This window comes from Streptomyces sp. CCM_MD2014, from assembly GCF_000772045.1.
In the GTDB taxonomy this organism is placed as follows: domain Bacteria; phylum Actinomycetota; class Actinomycetes; order Streptomycetales; family Streptomycetaceae; genus Streptomyces; species Streptomyces salinarius.
Window position 1 is genome coordinate 1,906,741 of sequence record NZ_CP009754.1, and the last position, 26,004, is coordinate 1,932,744.

The window sequence follows — 26,004 nt, forward strand, 5'->3', positions numbered from 1 at the left end:
CGGAGAATCTCGACATCAACAAACCATTGAAGTTCCACGATGAGGAAACTACTATCCACTGACCAGAAGCACTCCGCTGCACGGCGAGTGCGTAATGCCCCATACGCACCCTCTGGCACCCGGTGCCACCGCTGAAGGAAGTGACAGCTCATGTCCGCACCAGCGCCGTCCACGCTGGCCATCGTCGACGCCGAGCCCCTGCCCAGGCAGGAGGAGGTCCTCACCGATGCGGCGCTCGCCTTCGTGGCCGAGCTGCACCGGCGGTTCACGCCCCGGCGTGACGAGCTCCTCGCCCGCCGTGCGGAGCGCCGCGCCGAGATCGCCCGCACCTCCACGCTCGACTTCCTCCCGGAGACCGCCGCCGTCCGCGCGGACGACTCCTGGAAGGTGGCCCCCGCTCCGGCCGCGCTGCAGGACCGCCGCGTCGAGATCACCGGCCCCACCGACCGCAAGATGACCATCAACGCCCTCAACTCGGGCGCGAAGGTCTGGCTCGCGGACTTCGAGGACGCCTCCGCGCCGACCTGGGAGAACGTGGTCCTCGGCCAGCTCAACCTGACCTCGGCCTACACCCGCACCATCGACTTCACCGACGAGCGCACCGGCAAGTCGTACGCCCTGCGCCCGGACGCCGAACTGGCGACGGTCGTCATGCGCCCGCGCGGCTGGCACCTGGACGAGCGCCACCTCCAGGTCGACGGCCGCCCGGTCCCCGGCGCCCTGGTCGACTTCGGCCTGTACTTCTTCCACAACGCGCAGCGTCTGCTGGACCTCGGCAAGGGCCCGTACTTCTACCTCCCGAAGACGGAGTCCCACCTGGAGGCACGCCTGTGGAACGAGGTGTTCGTCTTCGCGCAGGACTACGTCGGCATCCCGCAGGGCACCGTCCGCGCCACCGTCCTGATCGAGACGATCACGGCCGCGTACGAGATGGAGGAGATCCTCTACGAACTGCGCGACCACGCCTCCGGCCTGAACGCCGGCCGCTGGGACTACCTGTTCTCCATCGTCAAGAACTTCCGTGACGGCGGCGCCAAGTTCGTCCTGCCGGACCGCAACGCGGTGACGATGACCGCCCCGTTCATGCGGGCGTACACCGAACTCCTCGTCCGCACCTGCCACAAGCGCGGCGCGCACGCGATCGGCGGCATGGCGGCGTTCATCCCGTCCCGCCGGGACGCGGAGGTCAACAAGGTGGCCTTCGAGAAGGTCCGCGCCGACAAGGACCGCGAGGCCGGCGACGGCTTCGACGGCTCCTGGGTCGCCCACCCGGACCTGGTCCCGATCGCCATGGAGTCCTTCGACAAGGTTCTCGGCGACAAGCCCAACCAGAAGGACCGCCTGCGCGAGGACGTCGACGTCAAGGCCGCCGACCTGATCGCGATCGACTCCCTGGACGCCAAGCCGACCTACGCGGGCCTGGTCAACGCCGTCCAGGTCGGCATCCGCTACATCGAGGCGTGGCTGCGCGGTCTCGGCGCGGTCGCCATCTTCAACCTGATGGAGGACGCGGCCACCGCCGAGATCTCCCGCTCGCAGATCTGGCAGTGGATCAACGCGGAGGTCGTCCTCGACAACGGCGAGCAGGTCACCGCCGACCTGGCCCGCAAGGTCGCCGCCGAGGAACTGGCGAACATCCGCGCCGAGATCGGCGACGAGGCCTTCGCGGCCGGCAACTGGCAGCAGGCCCACGACCTGCTGCTCACGGTGTCGCTCGACGAGGACTACGCCGACTTCCTGACGCTGCCGGCGTACGAGCAGCTGAAGGGCTGACGACGCCCGCACACGCCTGTGCCCCTGGTGCCGAGGACTGGCACCAGGGGCACAGGCGTGTGTCAGCCGAGGTGAACCGACCAGTCCTGCTCGGCGGGCGGCTTGCCGTGCAGGTCGGGGACGCGCTTGAGCCAGTCGGGCCGGCCCCGCTGCGTGCGCGCCGCGCGGGCGGCGTTCTCGGCGGCGAGCTCCTCGCGGCTCGGGAAACCGGTGGGCAGCCACCGGTCGGAGGCCCGTACGCGCGCGTGCAGGTAGTCCACGTAGGCGGCACGCACCGCGTCCGGCGTGCCGAGGTCGCCCTCGCAGGTCAGCCACGCCTCGGGGACCCGTCCCACCACCTCGCCCAACAGCTCCCGCGTCACCCTCGGCGCCAGCTCGGCGTCGGCGGCCGGGAGGTCGGGCGCGCAGTGACCGAGGGCGTGGTGGCGGAAGTCGTAGGCCTTCTCGGGCGGCGAGGCGCCCCAGCGGTGGTGGAAGACGAGCGCCGCGCCGTGGTCGATGAGCCACAGGCGCGGCGGCACGGTGCCGAGGGTGGGCCAGACCATGAGGTTGGAGCTGTGCACGGTCCGGTCGACGTTCACGGTGAGCGCGTCGAGCCAGACGACGCGCCCGGCTTCCCGCGGATCCACCGGGAACACGTCGGCGACCTCGGGCGTGAAGTCGGCGCCGCCCGAGAGGTAGTCCATGCCGAGGTTGAGCCCCGCGCTGGCGTGCAGCAGGTCCCGCACCTCCTGGTGCGGCTCGGCGTCGGCGATCGCCGGGTCGAAGTGCGCGAGCACCAGTTCCGGCATCCGCAGCCCCAGCTCCCGGGCCAGCTCCCCCACGATCACCTCGGCGACCAGCGCCTTGCGGCCCTGGGCGGAGCCGGTGAACTTCAGGACGTACGTCCCGAGGTCGTCGGCCTCGACGACGGCGGGCACGGAGCCGCCGGAGTGCAGGGGTTCGACGTAGCGGGTGGCCACGACCTCTTTCAACATCGCCTCGGGCATGAGGTGAGCATAATGACCGGTGTTCCTATCCCGTCGGTGACGGACTCTCGTCGTAGACCGGGACCTGTGACTGGACGGTGAAGGTGACCGGTCCGGCGTCCTCGAACCTCATCGTGAACTTCATGAAGTCGCCGCCTCGTACCGTCTCCCGCACCTCCCGCAGCACGAGGTGGGTCTTGCCCCGCTCCAGCCGCGTCTTCCCGCCGTTCATCCGCGGGAGCCGTGCTCGTCGTCGTGCCGACAGCGAGCGCGGAGGAGTTCCACCCCGTCGCCTTCCAGGCCGTCGCAGTACGTCGCGCGTCCGGTCATGGCCATCACCAGGGCCAGGGTGGGGCCGGACACCACGGGCCCGGAGCCGGTCGTGAACGTGCCGTCGTCCGCGGCGAGTCGCAACCCCGCGACGCGCTTCTTGGCGACCACCACCATGTCCGAGCCCTGGTAGTACTCGGCCACCCGGGTGACGACGTCGATCGGGTAGGCGTGACGGATGCCCAGCGGACGCCGTATGTCCTCTCCGTGGACGAGCGTCTCGCCCAGCATGGCGATGGCGGGCAGCGGCGGCTTGGTCGTGCTCGGGACGATGTGCCGGAACCGCGCGAGGGTCTCGGCCGGATCCGCGCCGAGCTGCTCCGCCAGCCGCACGGCCACCTGCTTGTCGAAGTCGAACCGGCAGCGGATCACCCCGGCCAGCCAGCGTACGGTGTTGAGGCTCGCACCCGCCGTGAGATGCGCCAGCACCTCGCGCACCGACAGACCGGCGCACAGCGACGGTGTCGCCCACTGCGCCTCGGTCAGTTCCGCGAGATCGGCGGCCAGCGCCGCCCGCTCCGTACGGATCGAGGCCCAGACGCCACTCCCGTGGCCGCGTTCCGCGGTCAGCTCCGGATCGGTCATGCGGAGGGTCTCCTGTTCGTCGGCGTGCGATGGTGGTGGTCGTGGAGGAGACTCTCATCCCCGCGCGAAGTCATCGCCCGCGAGGGATCTTTCGCCACGAGGCACCAGATGCAGCTCCGCGCGGACCGTTTTGCCGACGGGTACGCGGTCGAACACGCCCCACCGGTCCGCCAGCGCGTCCACGAGCAGCAGCCCGCGTCCGTGCTCGGCCTCCGGCGCCGCGGTGGCCGTGGCCTCCGGCTCACTCGGCCGCCGCTCCCCGCGGCTGTCGGACACGTCGATCCGCAGCGTGTACGCGTCGAGCCGCAGCAGCACCTCGATGTCCCGCCCCGCACCCTCCCGTGCGTCACGGCGTTCGCCGCCAGCTCCGCGACGAGCAGCGCGGCCGTGTCGGACACCGTCGAGCCGTACGGAACTCCCCACGCGTCCAGGCGGTGCAGGGCGAGATGGCGGGCCAGTCGTGCACCGCGCGGGGTCGAGCTGAACCGCTGGACGAACACACGCGCGGTGACGGGGAGCCGGGGGGCGGAGGCTGGTCTCATGCCGCCCATCCCACCTGCGGCGACGCCGTCCCGCCAGATCACGGACCGGTACGCAGGGTGATCGTACGGGTGCGGACGGTGGACAGTAGGAGTAACCGTCCGTGAGCATGGGCCCGTTGAGTGGGCATGACGGGTGGGAGGTGTCCCGGATGACGGACGGTACGGGCGGCGCGGGTGAGCCGGAGGCCTCGGACAGCCTCAAGGCGTTCGGCGAGGTCGTCAAGGCGTTCCGCAAACGGGCGGGGCTGACCCAGGAGGAGTTCGCACCGCGGGTGCGGTACTCGGTGCCGACGGTGGCGTCCATCGAGCAGGGGCGGAGGTTCCCTCCGGTCGACTTCGTGGAGCGCGCGGAGCAGACCCTCGACGCCTTCGGCGCGCTGCGGGGTGCGGCACGGCACCTGTCGCGGCAACCGGGGCTGGCGAGCTGGTTCCGGCAGTGGGCGCGGTTCGAGGCGGAGGCGGTGAGTCTGTATACGTATGAATGCCGCCTCATTCCGGGCCTGTTGCAGACCGAGGCGTACGCGCGCACGCTGTTCACGAACCAACTTCCGCCACTGGGTGACGATCAGATCGAGGCGCAGTGGGTGGCACGAGCAGAACGACAGCGCTTGTTGAGGGAGCGGCCGAACACGGCGTTCAGCTTCATTCTGGAGGAGCACTTGTTCCTGCGGCGCATGGGCGGGGCGGAGGTCACGCGGGAGCTGATCGACCACGTTCTGGGGCTGGCCGAGCTGCGAAACGTGGAGGTACAGGTGATGCCCTTGGTGCGCAACGCCCACGCCGGGTTGGATGGCCCGATGCAACTCCTGGAGACGCCCGACGCACGCTGGTTCGCGTACAACGAAGGACAGCGCGGGGGCATGTTCGTCCCCGAGCGGAAGGAGGTCAGCGTCCTCCAGATGAGGTATGCCAGGATGCGGTCACAGGCTCTCTCCCTCGACGACTCCCTGAGCCTGTTGCAGCGGATGCGAGGAGCCTCATGAGCACTATGGAACTGGTCTGGTTCAAAAGCTCGTACAGCAGCGGCGGCGACGGCGACTGCGTCGAGGTGGCCCTGTCCTGGCACAAATCCAGCTACAGCAGCAGCGGTGACGGCGACTGCGTCGAGGTCGCCTCCTGCCCCGGCACGGTCCACGTCCGTGACTCCAAGGTGCCGCACGGGGACCGGCTCGCCGTGTCGCCGGAGGCATGGATCCGCTTCCTCACGTACACGACCACGACACGCGTCTGACACCGCCGCGCGCCCGCCCCGGCCTACTGCCGCCGAGCCTCACGGCGGGGGTCGGGGCGGTGCCGGGTGGAGTGGAGGGAACCGAGCAGGTCGAGGGACTGGGCGCTGGGGCTGCCCGGTTCGGCGTGGTAGATGACGAGCTGCTGGCCGGGCGCCTCGCGTACGTCGAACGCCTGGTAGGTCAGGGTCAGGGGGCCGACGTCCGGGTGGAGGAGGTGCTTGGCGTCCTGGGTCTTGCCGCGCACGGTGTGCGCGTTCCAGAGGCGGGTGAAGTCCGCGCTGTGCTCGGTGAGGGTGCGGACGACGTCGCGCAGCCGGGGGTGGTCCGGGTCGAATCCGGTCGCCTCGCGGAGATTGGCGACGGTGGCCTGGGCCGCCCGGTCCCAGTCCGGGTAGAAGCTGCGGCCCGCGGGGTCGAGGAACGTCATACGGGCCAGGTTGTCCGCCGGGTCGAACGGGGCGTAGAGGGCGTCGGCCAGGGCGTTGGTGGCGAGGAGGTCCAGGGTCCGGCTCATGACGAACGCCGGGGTGTTCGCGTAGCCGTCCATCAGTTGTCGCAGCGCCGGGCTGACCCGCTCGGCGGCGTGGCCTGAGGGCCGGTCGTTCGGCGTGGCGCCGGCCAGCCGGAACAGGTGGGCGCGGGCGTCCGCGTCGAGGCGCAGCGCGCGGCTGAGCGCGTCGACCACCTGGGGTGAGGGGTTGCGCTCGCGGCCCTGTTCCATGCGGGTGTAGTAGTCGGCGTTCACTCCGGCCAGGACGGCGACCTCCTCGCGGCGCAGTCCGGCGACCCGACGGGCTCCGTAGCTCGCCATGCCGACGTCCTCCGGCCGCAGGCCGGCGCGGCGGGTGCGCAGGAACTCTCCCAAGTGGTTGTCGTCCATGTCTTCAGGCTAGGCGGCGGCCCGGCGTGCTGCCTGGGTGTGCCGCACCCAGGCAGCACACGTCCTGGTCGGCCGCCGCCGACCTGCGCAGACTCGGTGGACGTGAAGGACCGACAGCGTTCGAGGAGAGGAGTCCGCCATGGCCGGGACCGTTGAGGGCGACCACGTCGACGTGGTCGGGATGTGGGTGACCGCGGACGGTCACATCCGTCAGGAGCTGCTGCCGGACGGCCGCTACGACGAGGCCCGCGGCGGGCGGCGCAGCGCGTACACCGGCCGGTACACCGTGACCGGCAGCCACCTGGACTACGTCGACGACACCGGGTTCACCGCCACGGGCGACATCCGGGACGGAGTGCTCTACCACGAGCACCTCGTGCTCTACCGGGAGCAGCGGTCGTCGTAGCGCGGACCGGGCCGCCGACGGCGGCAAGCGGCAACAAGAAGTAGCAACGAGCAGCAAGGACCGGATCCATGAACGGACAAAGGCTTGACGGCAAGGTCGCGCTGATCACCGGCGCGACGGGCGGCCTCGGCGCGGCGACCGCCGAACTCTTCGCCCGCGAAGGCGCCCGGCTGGTGATCACCGATGTCGCCGAGGGCCCCCTGCGGGAGCTGTCCCACCGGATCGAGGCGAGCGGCACGGAGGTCGTGGCCGCCCGTCTCGACGTCTCCTCCGCGCGGGAGTGGGAGGACGTGATCGCCCTCGTGCGCGACCGGTTCGGCACGCTGGACGTGCTCGTGAACATCGCCGGCATCCTGGACTGGCCGGGTGTCGAGGACACGCGGGAAGAGGCGTGGGACCGTGTCATCGACGTGAACCAGAAGGGCACCTGGCTCGGCATGAGGGCGGCGATGCCGCTCCTGCGGGCGAGCGGCAACGCGTCGGTGATCAATACGTCGTCCGTCCTCGGCCTGGTCGGCAGCGGTGCGGCCGCGGCCTACCAGGCGTCCAAGGGGGCCGTGCGCCTGCTGAGCAAGACCGCCGCGGTCGAGTACGCCCGGCAGGGCGTCCGGGTCAATTCGGTGCACCCCGGGGTGATCGCCACGCCGATGATCCAGGACCTCCTGGACGAGCAGGGCGACCAGCAGCCGGACATCCGGCGCACCCCCATGCGCCGAGCCGGCCGCGCCGACGAGATCGCCCCCGCGATCCTCTTCCTGGCCTGCGACGACTCCTCGTTCGTGACCGGCTCGGAGCTGGTGGTCGACGGCGGACTCACCGCGCACTGAACAGTCCGCAGTACCGCGCTCCGGGTGCCACCACCGGCGCCCGACCGCACCCTCACCTTCTCCAGGGACCGCACCATGACATCCGCACCCATGTCCGTCGGGGCATCCACGGCCGCCGCCGCATCCGCCGAGTTCTCCGGGAAGACCGCCGTCGTCACCGGGGCCGCGCGCGGCGTGGGCAGAGCGACCGTGGCTCTGCTCCACGCCCGCGGCGCCCGCGTCGTCGCCGTCGACCTGCGCCCCGACATCACCGCGCTGCCCCACGCGTACCCCGGCGTACTCACGGTGCGCGGCGACGTCACCGAGGAGGAGACCGCCGTCCGCGCGGTGCGCTGCGCACAGGACGCCTGCGGAGGACTCGACATCCTCGTGAACAACGCCGGACGCACCCTGAACAAACCCGTCACCGAGACCACCGCCGAGGACTGGGACGCCGTGATGGCCGTCAACGCCCGCGGGGCCTTCTTCTGCGCCCGCGAGGCCTTCCGCGCCATGAAGGACCGCGGCGGCGGCGCCATCGTCAGCACCGGCTCCTACACCAGCACCGTCGCCCTGCCCGAAGGCGCCGCCTACAGTGCGTCGAAGGGCGCTCTGGCCCAGCTCACCAAGGTGCTCGCCGTCGAGGGCGGTCCCGTGGGCATCCGCGCCAACCTGGTGGCCGCGGGCGTCGTCGAAACCGACTTCCTCGACACGATCCGCCCCGACAGCCGTGCGTATCTGAGGTCCTTCGCCGGCGCACAGCCCCTGGGCCGGGTCGCGCAGCCCGAAGAGATCGCCGAGGTCCTGTGCTTCCTCGCGTCACCGCGCTCCAGCTTCGTCACCGGAGCCGTGGTCGCCGCCGACGGCGGCTTCACCGCGGTGTGACGCCGGCCCGGCCCCCGGGGGGTGCGGACCGGGACCGGGCCGCTCACGCCCCTCGCAGCGGGTTGGGCAGCGGCCGGTAGCGGGCGTCGGCGCCGTCCGCGCCGGTCCAGCGCAGCAGGAGGTTGGTCTTGGCGGGGAGGGACGGGGCTGCGAGCAGGGCCGGGATCTCGGGGAGGTCGTGGCGGGCCAGGGCGCGGCGGACGGCGGGCCAGGGGTCGAGGCCGGGGTGGTGTTCGGTGAGGGCGGCGGCGATCTCGTACAGGTGGTTGACGACCAGGCAGTAGACCAGGCGCTCCCAGCCGGCCGCCCTGGGCGTGTCCGGCAGCAGTTTGACGCCCTCCGCGTCCCGGAAGAGGGCCTGTACGGGGGTGCCCGCGGCGTCCACCGCCACCAGCGTGTTCTGGAGGTGCGCCTCCAGGACGACGCCGTCGTCGGCGAAGGCGGTGAGGACGGGCGGGACGACGGCGGCGAGGTACGCCTCCCACCAGGCCGCCGGGTCCGTGGTGGCCGCCAGCGGGCTGCCGGGGAAGCCCTCCACGAGCGCGGCGGCCAGGAGCGGGGTCGCGCCGGGCAGGAGGTGGTCGCGCACTCCGTCGCGGACGACCACGGCCAGTTCCTCGAAGGCGAAGTCCACGGTGCGGTGGCCGCGGTCGCCGAGCCACGCGGCGGGAGGTCCGAGGGAGGCGAAGGCCTCGGTGACCGCCGTGTCGGTGCGGCGCAGCCGCATCAGGTCGTGGCGCCACAGGCGGCGGATGTCGTTGGTGACGCGCACGTCCAGGCTGAACTTCAGGAACAGGTCCCGTCCCGGCAGGTACTCGGGTGCGTACACGGTGCGGATCGCGGCCGTCGGCCAGACGAAGCAGCCGGTCGTGCCCACCCTGACGAGGCGGCCGTCGGCGAAGGCGGGGGCGAGGGCCGGTGCCGTCAGCTCCAGTTGCCAGGGATGGGCGGGCAGCAGGCGGTAGCCGGGCGGGGCCTTGCCGAGGGCGTCCAGGGCGGCGGTGTCGCCCTCGTCGACGACGGTGTCCTCCCGTGCGGCGAGCAGCGTCAGGGGGAAGCGGGCGTACGCCTCGGGCGCGTACGGCAGCCAGCCTGCGTGCGGGCCGCCGCCGCGCGCCTTGGGGGCCGGGTGATGGGTGTGACCGGTGAGCAAGGACTGCTCGGAGCGGAGGTAGGGGTCCGCGGGCGGGGTGGCACGCGCGCGTGCCCTCAGCAGCGCCGCCACCGCGTCGCGGCTGTCGGTCATCTCGGTGGGCAGTTCGTGATTGGGCACACCGGTGTGCCGGCGCAGTGCCTCGGCGACCAGCTTCACCAGTTCGGCGTGGTCGACGCGGTGCCAGCCGTCCGCGGTGCGGACCTCCGGTTCGGCGGGGCGACGCCCTCGCCGCACCCGCAGCAGTCTGCCGCCGGGCAGCCGGTAGACGGGGCGGGGGCCGGGGTGCGGCAGCGGTTCGGCCACCTCGCGCAGCAGGCAGTTGAGCAGCGGTACGGCCGCGTGGGCGTCGGCGCGTCGCGCCACGTCGTCCCGGGAGTCGGCGCCGGCGGGCGGGGGCAGGAGATCCACGCGTTCCACTCGTTCCCTACGGTCGGTCGATGGCGGAGAGGAGGACGGAGACGATCAGGGCGATCAGTATGTCTCTCGTCGTGCCTCTGGTCGTGTCGCTCGTCAATGGCCTCGCCCGCCTTCCGCCGAGACGTTCCACCGTGCCCTACCCGCACCCGAGGAGCCTGCCCGTGCATCGTCCCCCCAGTGCGGCGACCGAGGTCGCCGAGGAGCTGGCGGCCGTCCGTCCCGATCTGGTCGCCCGGTTCACGGCCGAGCTGCCCGGCGCCCGCGCGGCCGTGCTGTCCCGGCTGTGGCGCGCCCTCGCCTTCGAACCGCTGCCGTGGATCGAGGGCCGGGACCGGGCCGGGGACGGGCTCGTCCTGCGGCTGCGGGACGGCCGCCGGCTGACCGGTCCGGCCGCCGATCCGTACCGCACGGACGCGTACGTCTCGGTCGTACGGCTGGACGAGGTCGCGTACGACGACCCGGAGCGGCTGATGACCGACCTCGCCGTACCCCCCTCCACGGGCTATGCCGCCGAACTCGGGCACAGCGCGGCGTCGTTGGCGCTGTCCCGCGCGGCGCAGCGCCGGGCGGTGGCGCAGGGGGTGCCGAAGAATCACCCGGACGAGTGGCCGGGCAGCGACTGGGGGTGGGAGCGGAGAGTGGTCGACGGGCATCCGTACCACCCCGGCTGCCGTGCGCGGCCGGGCTTCTCGGTGGCGGAGCAGCTCGCGTACGGGCCGGAGCACGGACCGGTGGTGGGGCTGGGTCTCGTGCCGGTCGCGGCGGCGGAGTCCCTGGTGACGGGGGTGTGGCCGCGGGAGCTGCGGGACGGGGCGCGGGTGCTGGTCCCGGTGCATCCGTGGCAGGCGGCCCATGTGCTCAAGGTGCCCTGCGAGCCGGGTCTCGACGGGCATCCGCTGATGTCCCTGCGGACCCTCGCCGTACCCGGCGGCCCACACGTCAAGACCGCGCTGAGCGCCCGGCTGACCTCCTCGGTGCGGGACATCTCGGTCGCCTCGGTCGCCGCGTCGGCGGATCTGTCGTCGCTCGGGGAGGAGCTGGCGGCGCGCACGGACGGCCTGCTCCACGTGACCCGCACCCTGGGTGCGGCCACCGCCCACTCCCCCGACCTGGCCGCCGTACTGCGCGAGTCGCCGCAGGGGTACGCCGGTCCGGGTGAGCGCGTCGTCCCGGTGGCCGCACTGGCGACCACCGAACTGCCCGGCTCCCCGGCGTGGTTGGCGGCCTTCGCCCGTCTCGCCCTCACCGTCGGGCTGCGCGCACTGGAGCTGGGCGTGGCCCTGGAGGCACACGGTCAGAACCTGCTGGTCGTGCTGTCCGCGACGGGCGTCCCCCTGCGCCTGGTCTACCGCGACCTGGCCGACATACGGGTCTCGCCCGGCCGCCTGGCGCGGCACGGCATCGACGCCACCGGTCTGCCCACGCGCGTGCTGAGCGACGAACCGTCCTTGCTGCGCCGGAAGTTGTTCGGATCCCTGGTGGGCGGCGCGCTGGCGGCGACGGCCGGCTCGGGTGCGGCGCTGGGCAAGGCCCTGGAGGCGGTGGTGCCCGAACTGCCGGGCACCGAGGACCTCGTGGCGCTGCGCGAGAGGCCCCTGCCGGTGAAAGCGCTGACGCTGATGCGGACTTCATCGGAAAGGCCGGGGGATCTGTGGACGGAGCTGCCCAACCCCCTGCGGTGCGGGTGACGCCGGGGCATCGGCGCGGTCTCGTTTTGGAGCGCGGCACCACTGATCAATAGGATCCGCCGATGATCACAAGAACACGGCTGGCGGCGGGTGCCTGTGCCCTGCTCGCCGCGCTGGCGGCCGGGATGGCGTTCCCGGCCGGGGCGGTCGCCGGTGAACCCACGGGTGAGGACGCGCCGAAGGTCGATCTCGTGCTCGACGTCAGCGGGTCGATGCGGACCCGGGACATCGACGGCGGCACGCGCATGGCCGCTGCGAAGCAGGCGTTCAACGAGGTGCTCGACGCGACGCCGGAGGAGGTGCAGCTCGGCATCCGCACGCTGGGCGCCGACTACCCGGGCGACGACCGCAAGACCGGCTGCAAGGACACCGCGCAGCTCTACCCGGTCGGCCCGCTGGACCGCACCGAGGCGAAGACGGCGGTGGCGACCCTCTCGCCCACCGGCTGGACGCCGATCGGCCCCGCGCTGCTGAAGGCGGCCGACGACCTCGACGGCGGCAACGGATCCAAGCGGATCGTGCTGATCAGCGACGGTGAGGACACCTGCGCCCCGCTCGACCCGTGCGAGGTGGCCCGCGAGATCGCCGCCAAGGGCATCGGGCTGACCATCGACACGCTGGGTCTGGTCCCCAACACCAAGATGCGGCAGCAGCTCAGCTGCATCGCCGAGGCGACCGGCGGCACGTACACGTCGGTGGAGCACACCGACGAACTGACCGACAAGGTCAACCAGTTGGTGGACCGGGCGGCTGACCCGGTGGTGACGCCGGTCGCCACCGAGGGCGCGGACGCGTGCGCGAAGGCACCGACGCTCAAGTCGGGGCTGTACACCGACCGCGAGGAGTTCGGGCAGCAGCGCTGGTACCGGGTGGACGTGGAACCGGGCCAGGAGCTGCGCGCCTCCGTGAGCGTGGGCGCCGACCGGGCCGTGAACCCGTCCTACGGGGTGCTGCTGCGGGCGGTGACCGTGCACGGCCGCGAGATCGTGCGCGGGGAGGCGGCGGGCAACGGCCGCACCGACGTGCTCTCTACGGGGCTGCGCTACCCGAAGCAGGAGAGCGACGAGGAGGACGCCCCGGCCGAGGCCGTGTGCCTCCAGGTCACCAACTCCTTCTCCGCCGCCTCCGGCGTGAAGACCACGCCCGGTCTGCCGCTGGAGCTGACCGTCGACGTCGTGGACGGCCCGGGCGACTCGGACGACGTGGCCGCCTTCGGCCTCGGGCGCGGCTGGTGGCTGCTCGGCCTGCTGGTGCTGGCCGGCTTCCTCGCCGGTCTGGTGTGGGGCTGGCTCTCGCGCTGGCGGTTCGCGATCTGGAGGACCAACTGATGCGATTCACCCGAGCGTTGAGCGCGGCCGTGATGCTGCTCGGCCTCGCCGCGGCTCCCGCGGCGGCCGACTCCTCCCCCTCCGCGAGCCCTTCGGGAAACGGTGACGCGCCGACCACGGCGGGCACCTCCTTCCGTACGGCGGCCGAGTTCGAGCAGGGGCAGGTCGCCACGGCGAGCGGTGCCGCGGGCGACTACCTGTACTGGTCGTTCCCGGCCGACGCAGGGCAGCGGTCCACCGTGAAGGCCACGGTGAAGCTGCCCGAGACGCACGCCGCCCAGACCTGGCGCATCGACGTGTACGACGGTCTGCGCCGCCGTCAGGCCTGCCAGTGGGGAGCCCAGACCCGCACCGCGGCCGCGGGCACCTCCTCCCTGGAGCTGGCCTGCGTCCTGCGCACCGTGCGCGCCTGGTCCGAGCCGTGGGCCAACGACCCGCTGCCGGGCACGTACTACCTCCGGCTGACGGCGGTGAACGTGCCGACCTCCGATCTCGGCGTGCCGGTCTCGGCCGAGGTCCGGGTGGACTCCAAGGACATCGGCGGCGCCGCGGCGGTGGACGGTTCGCTGGCCGAGCCGCTGGTGCCGGGCGTCGCGGTGACCTCCGGCGCCGACCAGGGCGGCGAGGACGAGAAGAGCGCCGTACTGTCCGCCATCGAGCCGGAGGACGGCTGGTCGTCGGGCTGGTGGTCGGACCGCTGGGTGTGGAGCGGGATCGGGGCCGTACTGGCCGCGCTCGCGGGCATCGGCGGTTACGCGCTGACCCGGGGTTCGGGACGGCCGTCCCGGGTGCCGCCCGGGGCTTGACCGGTTGTCAGGAGGCCCGCCCCCGGCGGGCCTCCTGCCGTTCACCCCTCCCGCAGCGCCTTGGCCGCCGCGCCGTCGCCGGTGACCTCGACGCGGCCTTCGCGCACCGCGTCCCGCAGGCCGGTCTCCCCGCGGCCGAGGGCCGCGCAGGTCACGGCGTCCAGCACGAGCCGGGCGTCCGGCGTGCCGGGCGCCGGCCCGTCGCCGTACACGCGGGCGCCCTCCTCCTCGGCGCCGGCGATGGCGTCGGCGTACAGGTGGAAGTCTCCCTCCTCCAGCCGGACTTCGACGACTCCCTCCGCCGCCCCGGCCTCCCGCAGAGCCCGCAACAGGGGCAGTGCGAACCAGTGCGCCCGTACAGCGTCCGTGGGCCGCCGCTCCCCCAGCTCGCCCGCTCCCCACGCGCCGAGCGCCTCCAGCACCGGCAGCAGGGCCCGCCCGCGCGCGGTGAGTTCGTAGACGTACGCCGCGCCGGGCGGGGGCAGCCGGCGCCGTGTCGTGAGCCCGTCGCGCTCCATGTCCTTCAGCCGTGAGGCGAGCACGTCCGTGCTGACGCCGGGCAGATCGGCGTGCAGGTCGGTGTAGCGCCGCGGGCCGGCGAGCAGCTCCCGGACGATCAGCAGGGTCCAGCGGTCGCCGACGGCGTCGAGGGCGCGAGCGGCGGAACAGTACTGGTCGTAGCTACGGCGAGCGCGTGGTGACATGCGACGCAGTGTAGACAAGTTGTTGGACTTTCCAAGCTGCTACTTGGTAAAACCAAGCAACACCAGATTCCGGAGGGGAAGCCGCGCATGGAGTTCCGGCAGTCGAACAAGCTCAGCGAGGTCTGTTACGAGATCCGCGGCCCGGTCATCGAGCACGCCGACGCCCTGGAGGAGGCGGGCCACAGCGTCCTGCGTCTGAACACCGGCAACCCGGCCCTCTTCGGCTTCGAGGCGCCGGAGGAGATCGTCCAGGACATGATCCGGATGCTGCCGCGGGCGCACGGCTACACGGACTCGCGCGGCATCCTCTCCGCCCGCCGGGCCGTCGCCCAGCGCTACCAGGCCCTCGGCCTCGAGGTCGACGTGGACGACGTCTACCTGGGCAACGGCGTGTCCGAGCTGATCTCCATGGCCGTACAGGCCCTCCTGGAGGACGGCGACGAGGTGCTGATCCCCGCCCCCGACTTCCCCCTCTGGACGGCGGTGACCACCCTCGCGGGCGGCAAGGCGGTGCACTACCTCTGCGACGAGCAGGCGGAGTGGTACCCGGACCTGGCCGACATGGAGTCGAAGATCACCGACCGCACCAAGGCGGTCGTCATCATCAACCCCAACAACCCCACCGGTGCCGTCTACCCCAAGGAGATCGTCGAGGGCATCCTCGACCTCGCCCGCCGGCACGGCCTGATGGTCCTCGCCGACGAGATCTACGACCAGATCCTGTACGACGACGCCGTGCACCACTCGACCGCGTCCCTCGCCCCCGACCTGGTGGTGCTGACCTTCTGCGGCCTGTCCAAGACCTACCGGGTGGCGGGCTTCCGCTCCGGCTGGCTCGTGGTGACGGGGCCGAAGCAGCACGCGAAGGACTACCTGGAGGGCCTGACGATGCTGGCCTCCATGCGCCTGTGCGCCAACGCCCCCGCCCAGTACGCCATCCAGGCCGCGCTCGGCGGCCGCCAGTCCATCCGCGAACTGACGGCGCCCGGCGGGCGGCTGCGCGAACAGCGGGACGTGGCCTGGGAGAAGCTCAACGAGATCCCCGGCGTCTCCTGCGTCCGCCCCAAGGGCGCCCTGTACGCCTTCCCGCGCATCGACCCGGCCGTCCACAGGATCCACGACGACGAACGCTTCGTCCTCGACCTGCTGCTCAGGGAGAAGATCCAGGTGGTGCAGGGCACGGGCTTCAACTGGCCCTCCCCCGACCACTTCCGCATCCTCACCCTCCCCCGCGCGGAGGACCTGGAGGCGGCGATCGGCCGGATCGGACGGTTCCTGAGCGGGTACCGGCAGTAGGCGGCGGACACCACCGGGAAGCGGCCGGGACGACGGACCCGCCGTAGCCTGGAGGCATGGGTGATCTTTTTCTGGTCCGGCACGGTGAGACCGAGTGGTCGCGGTCCGGGCGGCACACCGGGCTGACGGACGTCCCGCTGACCGAGAAGGGGCGGGAGCAGGCGCGGAGCCTGGTGCCGTTGATCCGGTCGCACCGGATCGGGGCGGCCTTCGCCAGCCCCTTCCAGCGGGCCCGGGAGACGGCCGAACTGATCGGGCTGCACGAGTTGCGCGTCGACCCGGACCTGCACGAGTGGGACTACGGCGGCTACGAGGGGATCACGACCGTCGAGATCCACCGGAGCCGGCCGGACTGGTTCCTCTTCACCGACGGGGTCGCGCCCGGGCCGCCGGACCACCCCGGGGAGACGCCCGAGCAGGTGGGCGAGCGGGCCGACCGGGTGCTGGCCCGCGTGGAGGCCGCCTTCGCCGACACCGAGGGGTGCGTGGTGCTGGTGGCGCACGGACACTTCCTGCGCGTGCTCACCGCCCGGCACCTGGGCCTTCCCGCGTCCCACGGCGCCCTGTTCCAGCTCGGCACGGGCACGCTGTGCCGGCTGGGTACCGAGCACGGGCGGCCGGTGATCGCCGCCTGGAATGTCAGACCTCCGTCGTAGTCTGCAAAGTCTTCGAAGCCTTCGATGACTTCGATGACTTCGAAGCTGTCGAAGGCTTGACCGACGGGTCGGAAGGAGGGACGCCGTGGCGCCGTCGCCCACCGCCGCGCAGCGGCGTGTCATCGCGGCCGCCGATCCCGTCACCGGGCGCCTGAAGGGGACCCCGGCCCAGCTCGCGGCGCTGGTGAAGCGGGGGCTCGCGTTTCGGCACCCGCGGCCGCCGCACGATCACTTCCTGACGCCGGCCGGGCACCGGATACGGGAGGCGGCCGACGAGTCCGACGCGATGGCGGCGGCGCCCGGGGCGCCCGCCGCACCGGACATCGGAGGCGTGTTCGCCGCGCGGGTCGGCGGGGAGGAGCCCGCGCCCGGCGACTCGGGGCCCGCACGGCTGCGAGAGGTGCGCGGTGCCTGGCAGGGGCTGCTGGAGCTGCGCCGGATGACGCACCCCGACGGGAGCACCGACCGGCCGTGCGGGTGGGAGCGGTCGCACCTGGTGCGGGCCGCCGCGCTCGCCCTGGAGGCGGCGGGTCATCGTCCGGCGGGTCCGGACGGCGGGGACGGGTACCGGGTGCGGGCCACGCCCCAGCCCGAGGCCGTCGCCGTGTACGAGCCGGACGGCACCGCGCTGCGGGCCTGCGCGGCGACGCTGGAGCGGGCCGGCTGGCAGACCGGGGAGCACACCGAGCCGCGCACGCGGACCCGTTATCTGCTGGCCTCCCCGCGGAAGGTGTGACGCCCGCATGTCAGGATCGGTCCGTCCGTACAGGTGCGAAGAGAGGCAGCAGCGGTGAGCGAGCCGTTTTCCGTCCCGGTGACCGTCCGCGGGTACGAGACCGACACCCAGGGCCATCTGAACCAGTCCGTGTACCTGAACTACGCGGAGCACGCCCGCTGGTCGCTGCTCCAGGCGGCCGGGATCAGCCAGGCCGAGCTGGTCGCGAGCGGGGTCGGCCCGGTGGCCCTGGAGACGACCATCCGGTTCCGGCGTGAGCTGCTCGCCGGTGACGAGGTGACGGTGAGCTGCGCGTTCGAGTGGGGCGAGGGCAAGACGTTCCGGATCCGGCAGGTCGTCACCAAGACCGACGGCACCGTCGCCGCCGAGATCGACGCCGTGGGCGGGTTGATGGACCTGAGCGAGCGCAGGCTGGTGGCGGACCCGCGGCAGCGCTTCAAGGAACTGGCGGCGGAGCCGGAGCTGTTCGGGCTGTAGCCCCCGCCCCGCCACCCGGTCCCCGGCGTTACGGCATCGCCGCCGCCCGGGAGGACTCGGTGATCTCGTCGCCCGCTTCCATGGGGTGGGTGACGTCCTCCGCGTCGCGTTCCCGGCCGCCGATGTGGTTGAAGACGAGGTTGAGCAGGACGGCGGCCACACAGCCGGTCGAGATGCCGGAGTCGAGGATGATGCGCGCGTTCTCCGGGAAGGAGTGGTAGAACTCCGGCGCCGCGATCGGGATGATGCCGACGGCCAGGGAGACCGCCACGATCAGGACGTTGTTGTCCTTGTCCAGGCTCGCCCGGACCAGGGTCTGGATGCCGCTGGCCGCGACCGAGCCGAAGAGGACCACGCCGGCGCCGCCGAGGACCGGACGCGGGACGACGGCGATGAGCGAGGCGGCCATCGGGCACAGGCCCATCAGGACCAGGAAGCCGCCGCCGACCGCGACGACGTAGCGGCTGCGGATCTTCGTCATCGCGACCAGACCGATGTTCTGGGCGAAGGCGCTGCACATGAAGCCGTTGAAGACCGGGCTGAGGGCGGAGCCCAGGGTGTCGGCGCGCAGGCCGGCCGCGATGGTCTTCTCGTCCGCCGGGCGCTCCACGATCTCGCCGAGGGCGAGCATGTCGGCGGTGGACTCGGTCATCGAGACCACCATCACCACGCACATGGACAGGATCGCGGCGATCTGGAACTGCGGGGCGCCGAAGTGGAAGGGGGTGGGGAAGCCGACCACGTCCGCGTCCGCGACCGGGCCGAAGTCCGTGACGCCGAAGGGGATCGCGATGACCGTACCGGCGATCAGGCCGAGCAGTACGGCGATCTGCTTGACGAAACCGCGGGTGAAGCGGCGCAGCAGCAGCACGATGACGAGGGTGATGGCGGCCAGGCCGAGGTTGGTCGCCGAGCCGAAGTCGTCGGCCGTGGGACTCGGGCCCTGCGCCCAGCCGAAGGCGACCGGCAGCAGGGATATGCCGATCAGCGTGATCACGGTGCCGGTGACGACCGGCGGGAAGAAGCGGATCGCCTTGCAGAAGACGGGGGCGGCGAGGAAGCCCAGGAGTCCGGCGACGATGACCGCGCCGAAGATGATCGGCAGCGCGTCGGACTTGTCGTCGGTGGAGGCGACGACCGCGGTCATGGGGGCGACGCCCGCGAAGGTGACGCCGTTGACGAAGGGCAGCCGGGCACCGATCTTCCAGATGCCCAGGGTTTGGAGGAAGGTCGCCAGGCCCGCGGTGAACAGGCAGGCGCCGGTGAGGAAGGTCAGCTCGGCGGCGCTCAGGCCGATGGCCGCGCCGACGATCAGGGGCGGGGCGACGACCCCGGCGTACATGGCGGCCACGTGTTGCAGGCCGGTCGTCGCCATTTTCAGTGGCGGGAGTTTCTCGTCAACAGGGTGGTCGGCCACGGCGGCGTTCCTCCGGTCGGTTACACGTCGGCTCTGACGTGGGTGTCATGGAGGTGGAACAGGTGGTCGTGCGGGACCCGGACGGGCCGTTCGGGGAAACGGGAGACCTATCCGGGGCGTGCGCGCAGGGGCGCACGCCCCGGAGTCGGTCACCGCGGACCCCGCTCGGGTCCGCGGTTACCGGCCGGGAGCCGTCCCTCCCGGCCGGAGATCAAGTGGTGTTCTGTTGTGCGGGGTTCAGCCCCGGCCGGCGGTGATCCGTGCCAGGCGTCGTGCCTCGTCGCGGGTGGAGCGGGCCACGGCGTCCTCGTCGACCGTGAGCAGCCTGCCGTCCTCGACGATCTGGCGGCCGTTCACGAACGACGCCGTGACCGGTGCGGGGGCGCCGAAGACCAGGGCGGTCACCGGGTCGGCGATGGAGGAGTGGGCGAGGGTGTCCATCCGCCACAGCACCAGGTCGGCGAGCTTGCCCGCCTCCAGGGAGCCGGTCTCGGCACCCCGGCCGAGGACCCGGGCGCCGCCGTGGGTGCCCAGGCGCAGCGCCGTGCGGGCGTTCAGCGCGGCCTCGCGGTGGGCGCCGAGGCGGTTGACCAGCAGGGCGCCCCGGAGCTCGGTGTGGAGTTCGCCGGACTCGTTGGAGGCGGTGCCGTCGACGCCGAGGCCGACCGGGACGCCGGCGGCGAGCAGGTCGGGGATCCGGGCGATGCCGGCGGCCAGGCGGGCGTTGGAGGAGGGGCAGTGGGCGACGCCGGTGCCGGTGCGGGCGAAGGCGGCGATGTCGGAGTCGTTCATGTGGACGCAGTGCGCCATCCACACGTCGTCGCCGAGCCAGCCGGTGGACTCGAAGTAGTCGGTGGGGCCCATGCCGAACAGTTCGTGGCAGAACTTCTCCTCCTCCACGGTCTCCGAGCCGTGGGTGTGCAGCCGCACGCCGAGCCGGCGGGCCAGCTCCGCGCCCTGGCGCATCAGTTCGGTGGAGACGGAGAAGGGTGAGCAGGGGGCCACGGCGATCTGGGTCATCGCGTCGAAGGAGGGGTCGTGGTGCTCCCGGACGGTGGCCTCGGTGGCGGCGAGCGCGTCGTCCAGGCTCTCGACCGCGAAGTCCGGCGGCAGTCCGCCGTCGGACTCGCCTCGGTCCATGGAGCCGCGGGCGAGGGTGAAGCGGACGCCCATGTCGCGGGCGGCGCGGATGATCGCGCCGGACAGGTCGCCGGCGCCGCGCGGATGGATGTAGTGGTGGTCCGCGGCAGTGGTGACGCCGCCGCGGGCCATCATCGCCAGCGAGCCCCGGGCGGCGGCGTGGGCCATCGGCTCGTCCAGGCGCGCCCAGGTCGGGTACAGGGCGACCAGCCAGTCGAAGAGGTTGTGGTCGGTGGCCAGGCCCCGGGTGAGCCACTGGTAGAAGTGGTGGTGGGTGTTGACCAGCCCGGGCGTGACCAGGTGTCCGGTCGCGTCGATCCGGCGCACGACGTTCTCCAGGTCCTCGGGTGCCCGCCCGGCGCCGACCGCCTCGATCCGGTTGCCGGCGAGGACGACGTGGCCCGAGGCGTACTCGGTGCCGTCCGCGTCGACGGTCGCGATGGCGCAGTTCTCGATGACGATGCGCTCGGGCGCCGTGGGGACGGCGGCGCGATCGGCTGCCGCTGATGCTGCCATGCTGCTTCCTTCTCTCTCGGTGCGGCCCGTGGGCGGGGAGTCGAGTACCCACGGGGAGGGCACGGCAGGACCCTAGGAGGATTCGAGTGCCGGGGCCGCGCTGCGGCTCCGGGTGCCGAGGTGGTGGAAGAACAGGTTGAGGACGACCGCGACGATCGCCCCGGCGCTGATGCCGGAGCCCAGTACGGTCTGGGCCCAGGCGGGGAACTCGGCGTAGAAGGTCGGCGCTGCCAGCGGGATGATGCCCGCGCCGAGCGCCACCGCGACCAGGATGATGTTGGAGCTGTCGTCGAGGCCGGCCTCGGACAGCGTACGGATGCCGCTGACCGCGATCGAGCCGAAGAGCACGATGCCCGCGCCGCCGAGCACCGGCATCGGGACCAGCGACACGACCGCGCCGAGGACCGGGAAGGCACCGAGGACGAGCAGGGTCGCGCCGGCGACGGCGACGACGTAGCGGCTGCGCACCCGGGTGAGGGAGACGACGCCGACGTTCTGCGCGAAGGCGGAGGTGGGGAAGCCGCCGAAGACGGGGCCGATCAGGGTGGCGAGGCCGTCGGTGCGCAGGCCGCGGGTGATGACCTTGGCGTCGGCGCGGCGGTCGCAGATCTCGCCGAGGGCGAGCATGCCGGCGGACGACTCCGTCATCAGGACCAGCATCACGATGCACAGGGACAGGATGGCGGCGGGCTGGAACTCGGGGGCGCCGAAGGCGAAGGGGGTGGGCAGGGCGGCGACGGGCGCGGAGTCGAGGGCACCGAAGTCGGCCATGCCGAAGGGGATGGCGACCAGGGTGCCGATCAACAGGCCGAAAAGCAGTGCCACTTGCTTGACGAAGCCCTTGCCGAAGCGCTGGATGACGAGGATGACGGCGAGGGTGAAGGCGGCGAGCGCGAGGTTGCGCATCGAGCCGAAGTCGGCGGCGGTCTTGTCGCCGCCCTGGGCCCAGCCGACCGGGACCGGCATCAGCGTGACGCCGATGAGGGTGATGACGACGCCCGTGACCAGGGGCGGGAAGAAGCGCAGGAGCCGGCCGAAGAAGGGGCCGACGGCGAGGCAGAAGACGCCGGCGACCATCACCGCGCCGTAGACGGCGGGGAGTCGGCTGCCGTCGGTGTTGGTCTCGACGATGGCGAGGATGGGCGCGATGCCGGCCGAGGAGGCGGCGTTGACGAACGGCAGGCGGTTGCCGACGAAGCCCTTGACGCCGAGGGTCTGGAGCAGGGTGGCGACGCCCGCGATGAGCAGCGAGGCGGCGATCAGCCGGGTGCGGCCCTCCAGGTCGAGTCCGCAGGCCTGGCCGATGATGAGCGGAGGAGTGACGACGCCCGCGTACATGGCGGCGATGTGCTGGAGCGCGGCGGGGACGAGCCGCGAGGGGTGGAGCTTCTCGTCCACCGGGTGCACGGACGTGACGGCGTCCTCGGTGTGCACCGGCGGGGTGGTGCCGGGGCCGGTGGCCGGGGTGGAGTCCGGGCCGGTGGCCGCGGTCGAACCCGGGCCTGTGGCGGGCCCTTTCGCAGGCAGTGCCATGGTGTTTCCTCCGGTGTGGCGCGCCACCCGCCCCGGGGGCGGGGCGGGTGGCGCGCGTCCCGCGTCAGAGGTTGGTCATGTCGACCGGGATGAGTTGCTCGGCGCCGTCGCGCAGGATGGTGGCCTCGATCAGGCCGTACGGGCGGTCGGCGGCGTAGTACACGGCGCCGTCCTTGGCCTCGTTGTCGATCCCGAAGGGCGACAGGTCCGAGCGGAAGTGGTGCTTGTTGGGCATCGAGAAGCGGATCTCGTCGACCTCGTCGCGGGAGTTGAGCACCCGCACACCCATCTCGAAGAGGGTCTGCTGGAGCGAGTACGAGTAGGTCTCGGCGAACGCCTGGAGCGCGTGCTTGCGCACCCCGTTGTAGGAACGGTCCCAGTCGGGGGCGTGCGAGTCGATGCCGTCCCAGTTGTGCCGCCACCAGGTGGAGACGGTGGTGGCGAGGATGCGGTCGTGGTCCTCCTGGAGGGTCGTGTACTTGTCCTTGAGGAACCCGAAGAACTCGGAGTTGGTCGAGTTCAGGACGGTCAGGTCCTTGAACCCGGAGAGCACCTGGATGCCGTGGCCGTCATAGGTGATCTGCGCGACGCGGGTCTCCTGGCCGGTGCGGACGAAGGAGTGCGCGATCTCCTCCGAGCCGACGAAGCGGGCGCCGCCCTTGGAGGTCTCGATCCGCTCCCAGCCGTACTCCTCGATGCGGATGCGGGCCCGGTGGATCGGCTCGTTGTTGTCCACGAAGTGGCGGGCGAGCTTGACGCCGAGGTCCTCGGCGCTCTCGATCCCGTGCTCCTTGGCGAAGGCGAACACCGTGTTCTTGGTGGTGTCGGTCGGCAGGACGTTGGCGTTGGAACCGCTGCGGTGGACCTCCTCCATGTCGCCGGACAGGGCGACGGAGACGTTCAGGTCCTTGATGTGGTGCGTGTCGCCGTCACGCGTGATCTTGACGACGCGGTTCTCCGCCTTGCCGTACTGGTTCTGTCCCAGGACGAAACGGGTCATGATTCGGTCAGCTCCCTCGGTAAACGGAGTAGCCGAACGGGTTGAGCAGCAGCGGAACGTGGTAGTGCTCGCCGGGTACCACCGCGAAGGTGATGGTGACCTCGGGGAAGAACACGGGCCGGCCGTTCTCGCTGTCCCGGAGCGCGGGGGCGTCCTGCTGGGCCGCGGCTTGTTTCTTGGCGAAGTACGTCTCGGTGTCGAAGTCGAGCCGTACGTGGGTGGTGCCCTCCGGCAGGGCCGGGAGGTCCTTGCACCGGCCGTCGGCGTCGGTCGCGGAACCGCCGAGCGCCTGCCAGTCCGCGTCGCGGCCCGTACGGGCGGCGAGTCGGACGGCGACGTTCCCAGCGGGGCGGCCGACGCTGGTGTCCAGGATGTGCGTGGACACGGAGGCGGTGGTGCTGGTGCTCATGGTCAGGCGTCCTGTTCGACGAGTCGGTTCAGGCGGATGCGGTTGATCTTCCCCAGTTCGGTGCGGACGATCTCCCGCTCCTGCTCGGGCGAGTTGCCGATCCGCTCCAGAGCCGCGTCCCGCATCTGCTCGCCGGTCCGGCCGGTGGCGCAGATGAGGAAGACGTGGCCGAACTTCTCCTGGTAGGCCAGGTTCAGTTCGAGCATCTCCGCCTTGAGGTCCTCGCCGGCACCGGCCATGCCCGCCTGTTCGCGGGAGGAGGCCGGATCACCCGGCTTGGGACGGCCGATCGGCGGATGCCCGGCCATCGCCTCGGCGAGGTCCTCGGCGCTCAGCCGGGCCATGGCGGCGTCGCTGGCGGCGTACAGGTCCTCGGGGGTGGCGAAGGGGCGGGCGGCGAGCAGGTGCCGGGCCCACGCCGTGGAGGCGCACGCCTCGTGGAGTTCGGCGCGTGCCGAGGACTCCTCGAGAGCGTTGAGACGGGCCAGGCCCGACGCGGAAGTGGACGTCACGGGAGCCTCCGTGGCCTTGTGCTGAGCGGGCGTGCCGATAGCTAACGCCCTCGGAAACAAGCCGTCAACACTTTGTTGAAAATTCGGGGTCAGAAAAGCCGCCGCCCGGTGACCGGACGGCGGCTCGCGATGCGGGGGGACCGTGCAGGTCAGGTGCCCTTCTCGCGGTTGAGGTAGTTGTAGACGGTGAAGCGGCTGACGCCGAGGGCGCCCGCGACGGTCTCCACGCCGTGCCGTACGGCGAAGGCGCCGCGCGCCTCCAGGGCCCGGACGACCTCCTGCTTGGCCCGGCGGTCGAGGTCGGCCAGCGGCCGCCCCTGCCGGCGCTCCATGGCGGCTAGGATGTGGTCCAGGGAGTCGGCGAGCTGGGGCAGGCGCACGGCGACGACCTCGGCGCCCTCCCAGGAGAGCACCACGTCCTCCCGGCCGGCTTCGTCCGGCGGCAGCATCTCGCCGCCCATGGCGTCGACCAGCGGCTTGACGGCCGCGATGAACGGCTCCTCGGCCGGGCCGGTCACCGCTCGCCCTCCCCGGCGCCGGGCTCGTCGACCACGTTGACCTGGAGGGAGATCCGGGTGGCACCGGCCTCCAGGGAGCGGCGCAGGAGCGCGTCCACGGCGGTCAGCACCCGGTCGGCGCCGCCTTCGGCGGTGTTGCCGAACGGGCCGACGTCGACCGCGTCCAGCTCGGCGGCCTCGACGACCTCCCGGGCCACCACCGCGTGGTCGGGGGCCTCGTCCAGGTCGAAGGGTTCGGTCGTGAACTCCACTCTCAATCGCACCCGGTCAACCTAACGCGGGGTGACCGCTTTGCGCCGCCCCCTCTTGACAAGGGGCACACCCCACCGGCAATCTTCCATTACGCAGAAACGAACTTCCGTAATGCGGAACATCGATCGAAACGGAAGGGAGCGCGGCACCCGATGGGCTTCGCAGATCAGCGCTTCAACGTCAACCTGTCGATCCTCTTCACGGAACTCCCGCTCCTGGAGCGCCCCGCGGCCGCCGCCGCGGCCGGCTTCACCGCGGTCGAGCTGTGGTGGCCCTGGATCGACTCGCCCACCCCCGAGCAGTCCGAGCTCGACGCCCTCAGGGCGGCGATCGAGGACGCCGGCGTCCAGCTCACCGGCCTGAACTTCTACGCGGGGCGGCTGCCCGGGCCCGACCGGGGCGCGCTGTCGATCCCCGGCGAGGAGTCCGACCGCTTCCGCGCCAACATCGACGTGGCCGCCGACTTCGCCCAGTCGCTGGGCTGCACGGCGCTCAACGCCCTGTACGGCAACCGCGTCGAGGGCGTGGACCCGGCCGAGCAGGACAGGCTCGCGCTGGAGAACCTGGTGCTCGCCGCCCGCGCCGCCGACCGGATCGGCGCGATCCTGCTCGTCGAGGCGCTCAACAAGCCCGAGTCGCCGCTGTACCCGCTGGTGTCGGCACCGGCCGCGATCGAGGTCGTGGACAAGGTCAACGAGGCCACCGGGCTGGGCAACGCCAAGTTCCTCATGGACCTCTACCACCTGTCCATGAACGGCGAGGACCTGCCGCAGGTGATCGACGCGTACGCCGCGAAGACCGGTCACGTCCAGATCGCCGACAACCCGGGCCGCGGCGCCCCCGGCACGGGCTCCCTCCCGCTGGAGGACCTGCTCGACCGCCTCGGGAAGGCCGGATACGACGGCTGGGTCGGCCTGGAGTACAAGCCCGGCGACGACCCCAGCGCGCAGTCCTTCTCCTGGCTGCCGGCCGGGGCCCGCGCGGCCCGCTGAGCGCCGCCCCGCAGGAATTCTCCACAGATTTTTCAGAGAGGTAC

28 protein-coding genes and 1 pseudogene are annotated in these 26,004 nt (G+C 72.0%); 14 read left to right on the forward strand and 15 right to left on the reverse strand.

Annotated features, from left to right (window positions below; genetic code table 11):
• The first annotated feature begins 150 nt into the window (after positions 1–150).
• Positions 151–1,773 carry a malate synthase A gene (gene aceB / locus NI25_RS08245; RefSeq protein ID WP_061441814.1) on the forward strand — a complete coding sequence of 541 codons (1,623 nt, stop codon included), beginning with the start codon at positions 151–153 and terminating at the stop codon, positions 1,771–1,773.
• Positions 1,774–1,835: 62 nt separating this feature from the next.
• Here aceB and NI25_RS08250 read toward each other — a convergent pair whose 3' ends face one another.
• The 4 genes and pseudogenes from NI25_RS08250 to NI25_RS08265 all read right to left on the reverse strand — a co-directional run bounded on the left by NI25_RS08250 (position 1,836) and on the right by NI25_RS08265 (position 4,198).
• Positions 1,836–2,750: a HipA family kinase gene (locus NI25_RS08250; RefSeq protein ID WP_061446824.1), complete on the reverse strand. Its 915-nt coding sequence runs from the start codon at positions 2,748–2,750 to the stop codon at positions 1,836–1,838.
• A 37-nt stretch (positions 2,751–2,787) separates the two neighbouring features.
• Positions 2,788–2,973: a copper chaperone PCu(A)C gene (locus NI25_RS08255; protein WP_061441815.1), complete on the reverse strand. Its 186-nt coding sequence runs from the start codon at positions 2,971–2,973 to the stop codon at positions 2,788–2,790.
• Entirely contained in the window at positions 2,970–3,656 is a 687-nt protein-coding gene (locus NI25_RS08260; protein WP_061441816.1) for a maleylpyruvate isomerase family mycothiol-dependent enzyme, read from the reverse strand. Before NI25_RS08260 ends, NI25_RS08255 begins: the two co-directional genes overlap by 4 nt.
• Positions 3,657–3,710: 54 nt before the next feature.
• A pseudogene (locus NI25_RS08265) lies at positions 3,711–4,198 on the reverse strand (ATP-binding protein).
• Between the two features lie 149 nt (positions 4,199–4,347).
• On the opposite strand from NI25_RS08265, the gene NI25_RS08270 reads away from it, so the two are divergent.
• Together NI25_RS08270 and NI25_RS08275 are read left to right on the forward strand one after the other, a co-directional pair.
• Positions 4,348–5,181 (forward strand): helix-turn-helix domain-containing protein, encoded by an 834-nt coding sequence (locus NI25_RS08270; protein WP_061446825.1) that lies wholly within the window; start codon positions 4,348–4,350, stop codon positions 5,179–5,181.
• Entirely contained in the window at positions 5,178–5,429 is a 252-nt protein-coding gene (locus NI25_RS08275) for a DUF397 domain-containing protein (RefSeq protein WP_061441817.1), read from the forward strand. The genes NI25_RS08270 and NI25_RS08275 overlap by 4 nt, the downstream gene beginning before the upstream one ends.
• Positions 5,430–5,452: 23 nt before the next feature.
• Here the strand turns inward: NI25_RS08275 and NI25_RS08280 are convergent, their stop codons facing one another.
• Positions 5,453–6,310, reverse strand: coding sequence for a helix-turn-helix transcriptional regulator (locus tag NI25_RS08280; RefSeq protein ID WP_078884558.1), 858 nt, complete (start codon positions 6,308–6,310; stop codon positions 5,453–5,455).
• Between the two features lie 139 nt (positions 6,311–6,449).
• On the opposite strand from NI25_RS08280, the gene NI25_RS08285 reads away from it, so the two are divergent.
• The 3 genes from NI25_RS08285 (at position 6,450) to NI25_RS08295 (ending at position 8,407) form a co-directional block, all read left to right on the forward strand.
• Positions 6,450–6,716 carry an Atu4866 domain-containing protein gene (locus NI25_RS08285; protein WP_061441818.1) on the forward strand — a complete coding sequence of 89 codons (267 nt, stop codon included), beginning with the start codon at positions 6,450–6,452 and terminating at the stop codon, positions 6,714–6,716.
• A gap of 68 nt (positions 6,717–6,784) precedes the next feature.
• Positions 6,785–7,543 (forward strand): SDR family NAD(P)-dependent oxidoreductase, encoded by a 759-nt coding sequence (locus tag NI25_RS08290; RefSeq protein WP_061441819.1) that lies wholly within the window; start codon positions 6,785–6,787, stop codon positions 7,541–7,543.
• 75 nt (positions 7,544–7,618) lie between these two features.
• Entirely contained in the window at positions 7,619–8,407 is a 789-nt protein-coding gene (locus NI25_RS08295; protein WP_061441820.1) for an SDR family NAD(P)-dependent oxidoreductase, read from the forward strand.
• Between the two features lie 43 nt (positions 8,408–8,450).
• Here the strand turns inward: NI25_RS08295 and NI25_RS08300 are convergent, their stop codons facing one another.
• Positions 8,451–9,980: an IucA/IucC family protein gene (locus NI25_RS08300; protein WP_061441821.1), complete on the reverse strand. Its 1,530-nt coding sequence runs from the start codon at positions 9,978–9,980 to the stop codon at positions 8,451–8,453.
• A gap of 161 nt (positions 9,981–10,141) precedes the next feature.
• Between NI25_RS08300 and NI25_RS08305 the strand changes: the two genes are divergently transcribed.
• The 3 genes from NI25_RS08305 to NI25_RS08315 all read left to right on the forward strand — a co-directional run bounded on the left by NI25_RS08305 (position 10,142) and on the right by NI25_RS08315 (position 13,802).
• On the forward strand, positions 10,142–11,668 hold the full coding sequence (locus NI25_RS08305) for an IucA/IucC family protein (RefSeq protein ID WP_061441822.1): 1,527 nt from the start codon (positions 10,142–10,144) through the stop codon (positions 11,666–11,668).
• A 62-nt stretch (positions 11,669–11,730) separates the two neighbouring features.
• Positions 11,731–12,996: a VWA domain-containing protein gene (locus NI25_RS08310; protein WP_061441823.1), complete on the forward strand. Its 1,266-nt coding sequence runs from the start codon at positions 11,731–11,733 to the stop codon at positions 12,994–12,996.
• Positions 12,996–13,802: a hypothetical protein gene (locus NI25_RS08315; RefSeq protein ID WP_061441824.1), complete on the forward strand. Its 807-nt coding sequence runs from the start codon at positions 12,996–12,998 to the stop codon at positions 13,800–13,802. Before NI25_RS08310 ends, NI25_RS08315 begins: the two co-directional genes overlap by 1 nt.
• A 41-nt stretch (positions 13,803–13,843) precedes the next feature.
• On the opposite strand, the gene NI25_RS08320 is transcribed toward NI25_RS08315, so the two are convergent.
• Positions 13,844–14,506 (reverse strand): winged helix-turn-helix transcriptional regulator, encoded by a 663-nt coding sequence (locus NI25_RS08320; protein ID WP_061441825.1) that lies wholly within the window; start codon positions 14,504–14,506, stop codon positions 13,844–13,846.
• 87 nt (positions 14,507–14,593) lie between these two features.
• On the opposite strand from NI25_RS08320, the gene NI25_RS08325 reads away from it, so the two are divergent.
• From NI25_RS08325 to NI25_RS08340, 4 genes are all read left to right on the forward strand, one after another.
• Positions 14,594–15,802, forward strand: coding sequence for a pyridoxal phosphate-dependent aminotransferase (locus NI25_RS08325; protein WP_061441826.1), 1,209 nt, complete (start codon positions 14,594–14,596; stop codon positions 15,800–15,802).
• A 56-nt stretch (positions 15,803–15,858) separates the two neighbouring features.
• Entirely contained in the window at positions 15,859–16,458 is a 600-nt protein-coding gene (locus NI25_RS08330; RefSeq protein WP_061441827.1) for a histidine phosphatase family protein, read from the forward strand.
• Between the two features lie 85 nt (positions 16,459–16,543).
• Entirely contained in the window at positions 16,544–17,194 is a 651-nt protein-coding gene (locus tag NI25_RS08335) for a hypothetical protein (RefSeq protein WP_061441828.1), read from the forward strand.
• A 54-nt stretch (positions 17,195–17,248) separates the two neighbouring features.
• On the forward strand, positions 17,249–17,671 hold the full coding sequence (locus tag NI25_RS08340; RefSeq protein ID WP_061441829.1) for an acyl-CoA thioesterase: 423 nt from the start codon (positions 17,249–17,251) through the stop codon (positions 17,669–17,671).
• A gap of 28 nt (positions 17,672–17,699) precedes the next feature.
• Here the strand turns inward: NI25_RS08340 and NI25_RS08345 are convergent, their stop codons facing one another.
• The 8 genes from NI25_RS08345 to NI25_RS08380 all read right to left on the reverse strand — a co-directional run bounded on the left by NI25_RS08345 (position 17,700) and on the right by NI25_RS08380 (position 24,979).
• Positions 17,700–19,088, reverse strand: a complete 1,389-nt coding sequence (locus tag NI25_RS08345; RefSeq protein ID WP_061441830.1) for a nucleobase:cation symporter-2 family protein — start codon at positions 19,086–19,088, stop codon at positions 17,700–17,702.
• A gap of 237 nt (positions 19,089–19,325) precedes the next feature.
• Positions 19,326–20,744: an 8-oxoguanine deaminase gene (locus tag NI25_RS08350; RefSeq protein ID WP_061441831.1), complete on the reverse strand. Its 1,419-nt coding sequence runs from the start codon at positions 20,742–20,744 to the stop codon at positions 19,326–19,328.
• Positions 20,745–20,816: 72 nt separating this feature from the next.
• Positions 20,817–22,277 (reverse strand): nucleobase:cation symporter-2 family protein, encoded by a 1,461-nt coding sequence (locus tag NI25_RS08355; protein WP_061441832.1) that lies wholly within the window; start codon positions 22,275–22,277, stop codon positions 20,817–20,819.
• A gap of 64 nt (positions 22,278–22,341) precedes the next feature.
• Positions 22,342–23,277, reverse strand: a complete 936-nt coding sequence (pucL, locus tag NI25_RS08360) for a factor-independent urate hydroxylase (protein WP_061441833.1) — start codon at positions 23,275–23,277, stop codon at positions 22,342–22,344.
• Positions 23,278–23,284: 7 nt separating this feature from the next.
• Entirely contained in the window at positions 23,285–23,686 is a 402-nt protein-coding gene (uraH, locus tag NI25_RS08365) for a hydroxyisourate hydrolase (protein WP_061441834.1), read from the reverse strand.
• Positions 23,687–23,688: 2 nt separating this feature from the next.
• The gene (gene uraD / locus NI25_RS08370) at positions 23,689–24,198 is read right to left on the reverse strand and encodes a 2-oxo-4-hydroxy-4-carboxy-5-ureidoimidazoline decarboxylase (protein WP_061441835.1); all 510 of its coding nucleotides are present in this window, start codon (positions 24,196–24,198) and stop codon (positions 23,689–23,691) included.
• A gap of 149 nt (positions 24,199–24,347) precedes the next feature.
• Positions 24,348–24,716 carry a helix-turn-helix domain-containing protein gene (locus NI25_RS08375; protein WP_061441836.1) on the reverse strand — a complete coding sequence of 123 codons (369 nt, stop codon included), beginning with the start codon at positions 24,714–24,716 and terminating at the stop codon, positions 24,348–24,350.
• Complete coding sequence (locus NI25_RS08380; protein ID WP_061441837.1) at positions 24,713–24,979, reverse strand: hypothetical protein; 267 nt, start codon at positions 24,977–24,979, stop codon at positions 24,713–24,715. The genes NI25_RS08375 and NI25_RS08380 overlap by 4 nt, the downstream gene beginning before the upstream one ends.
• A 141-nt stretch (positions 24,980–25,120) precedes the next feature.
• Here NI25_RS08380 and NI25_RS08385 point away from each other — a divergent pair, with 141 nt between their 5' ends.
• Entirely contained in the window at positions 25,121–25,960 is an 840-nt protein-coding gene (locus tag NI25_RS08385; protein ID WP_061441838.1) for a TIM barrel protein, read from the forward strand.
• The last annotated feature ends 44 nt before the right edge of the window (positions 25,961–26,004 follow it).

What these genes read in the sequence shown, in the direction of transcription:
- NI25_RS08355 (WP_061441832.1), bottom strand. Translation starts at nt 22,277, where the DNA reads ATGGCACTGCCTGCGAAAGGGCCCGCCACAGGCCCGGGTTCGACCGCG.
- NI25_RS08310 (WP_061441823.1), top strand. Translation starts at nt 11,731, where the DNA reads ATGATCACAAGAACACGGCTGGCGGCGGGTGCCTGTGCCCTGCTCGCC.
- NI25_RS08250 (WP_061446824.1), bottom strand. Translation starts at nt 2,750, where the DNA reads ATGTTGAAAGAGGTCGTGGCCACCCGCTACGTCGAACCCCTGCACTCC.
- uraH (WP_061441834.1), bottom strand. Translation starts at nt 23,686, where the DNA reads ATGAGCACCAGCACCACCGCCTCCGTGTCCACGCACATCCTGGACACC.
- NI25_RS08330 (WP_061441827.1), top strand. Translation starts at nt 15,859, where the DNA reads ATGGGTGATCTTTTTCTGGTCCGGCACGGTGAGACCGAGTGGTCGCGG.
- NI25_RS08260 (WP_061441816.1), bottom strand. Translation starts at nt 3,656, where the DNA reads ATGACCGATCCGGAGCTGACCGCGGAACGCGGCCACGGGAGTGGCGTC.
- NI25_RS08275 (WP_061441817.1), top strand. Translation starts at nt 5,178, where the DNA reads ATGAGCACTATGGAACTGGTCTGGTTCAAAAGCTCGTACAGCAGCGGC.
- NI25_RS08325 (WP_061441826.1), top strand. Translation starts at nt 14,594, where the DNA reads ATGGAGTTCCGGCAGTCGAACAAGCTCAGCGAGGTCTGTTACGAGATC.
- NI25_RS08290 (WP_061441819.1), top strand. Translation starts at nt 6,785, where the DNA reads ATGAACGGACAAAGGCTTGACGGCAAGGTCGCGCTGATCACCGGCGCG.
- NI25_RS08270 (WP_061446825.1), top strand. Translation starts at nt 4,348, where the DNA reads ATGACGGACGGTACGGGCGGCGCGGGTGAGCCGGAGGCCTCGGACAGC.
- NI25_RS08320 (WP_061441825.1), bottom strand. Translation starts at nt 14,506, where the DNA reads ATGTCACCACGCGCTCGCCGTAGCTACGACCAGTACTGTTCCGCCGCT.
- aceB (WP_061441814.1), top strand. Translation starts at nt 151, where the DNA reads ATGTCCGCACCAGCGCCGTCCACGCTGGCCATCGTCGACGCCGAGCCC.
- NI25_RS08280 (WP_078884558.1), bottom strand. Translation starts at nt 6,310, where the DNA reads ATGGACGACAACCACTTGGGAGAGTTCCTGCGCACCCGCCGCGCCGGC.
- NI25_RS08285 (WP_061441818.1), top strand. Translation starts at nt 6,450, where the DNA reads ATGGCCGGGACCGTTGAGGGCGACCACGTCGACGTGGTCGGGATGTGG.
- NI25_RS08385 (WP_061441838.1), top strand. Translation starts at nt 25,121, where the DNA reads ATGGGCTTCGCAGATCAGCGCTTCAACGTCAACCTGTCGATCCTCTTC.
- NI25_RS08350 (WP_061441831.1), bottom strand. Translation starts at nt 20,744, where the DNA reads ATGGCAGCATCAGCGGCAGCCGATCGCGCCGCCGTCCCCACGGCGCCC.
- NI25_RS08295 (WP_061441820.1), top strand. Translation starts at nt 7,619, where the DNA reads ATGACATCCGCACCCATGTCCGTCGGGGCATCCACGGCCGCCGCCGCA.
- NI25_RS08255 (WP_061441815.1), bottom strand. Translation starts at nt 2,973, where the DNA reads ATGAACGGCGGGAAGACGCGGCTGGAGCGGGGCAAGACCCACCTCGTG.
- NI25_RS08315 (WP_061441824.1), top strand. Translation starts at nt 12,996, where the DNA reads ATGCGATTCACCCGAGCGTTGAGCGCGGCCGTGATGCTGCTCGGCCTC.
- pucL (WP_061441833.1), bottom strand. Translation starts at nt 23,277, where the DNA reads ATGACCCGTTTCGTCCTGGGACAGAACCAGTACGGCAAGGCGGAGAAC.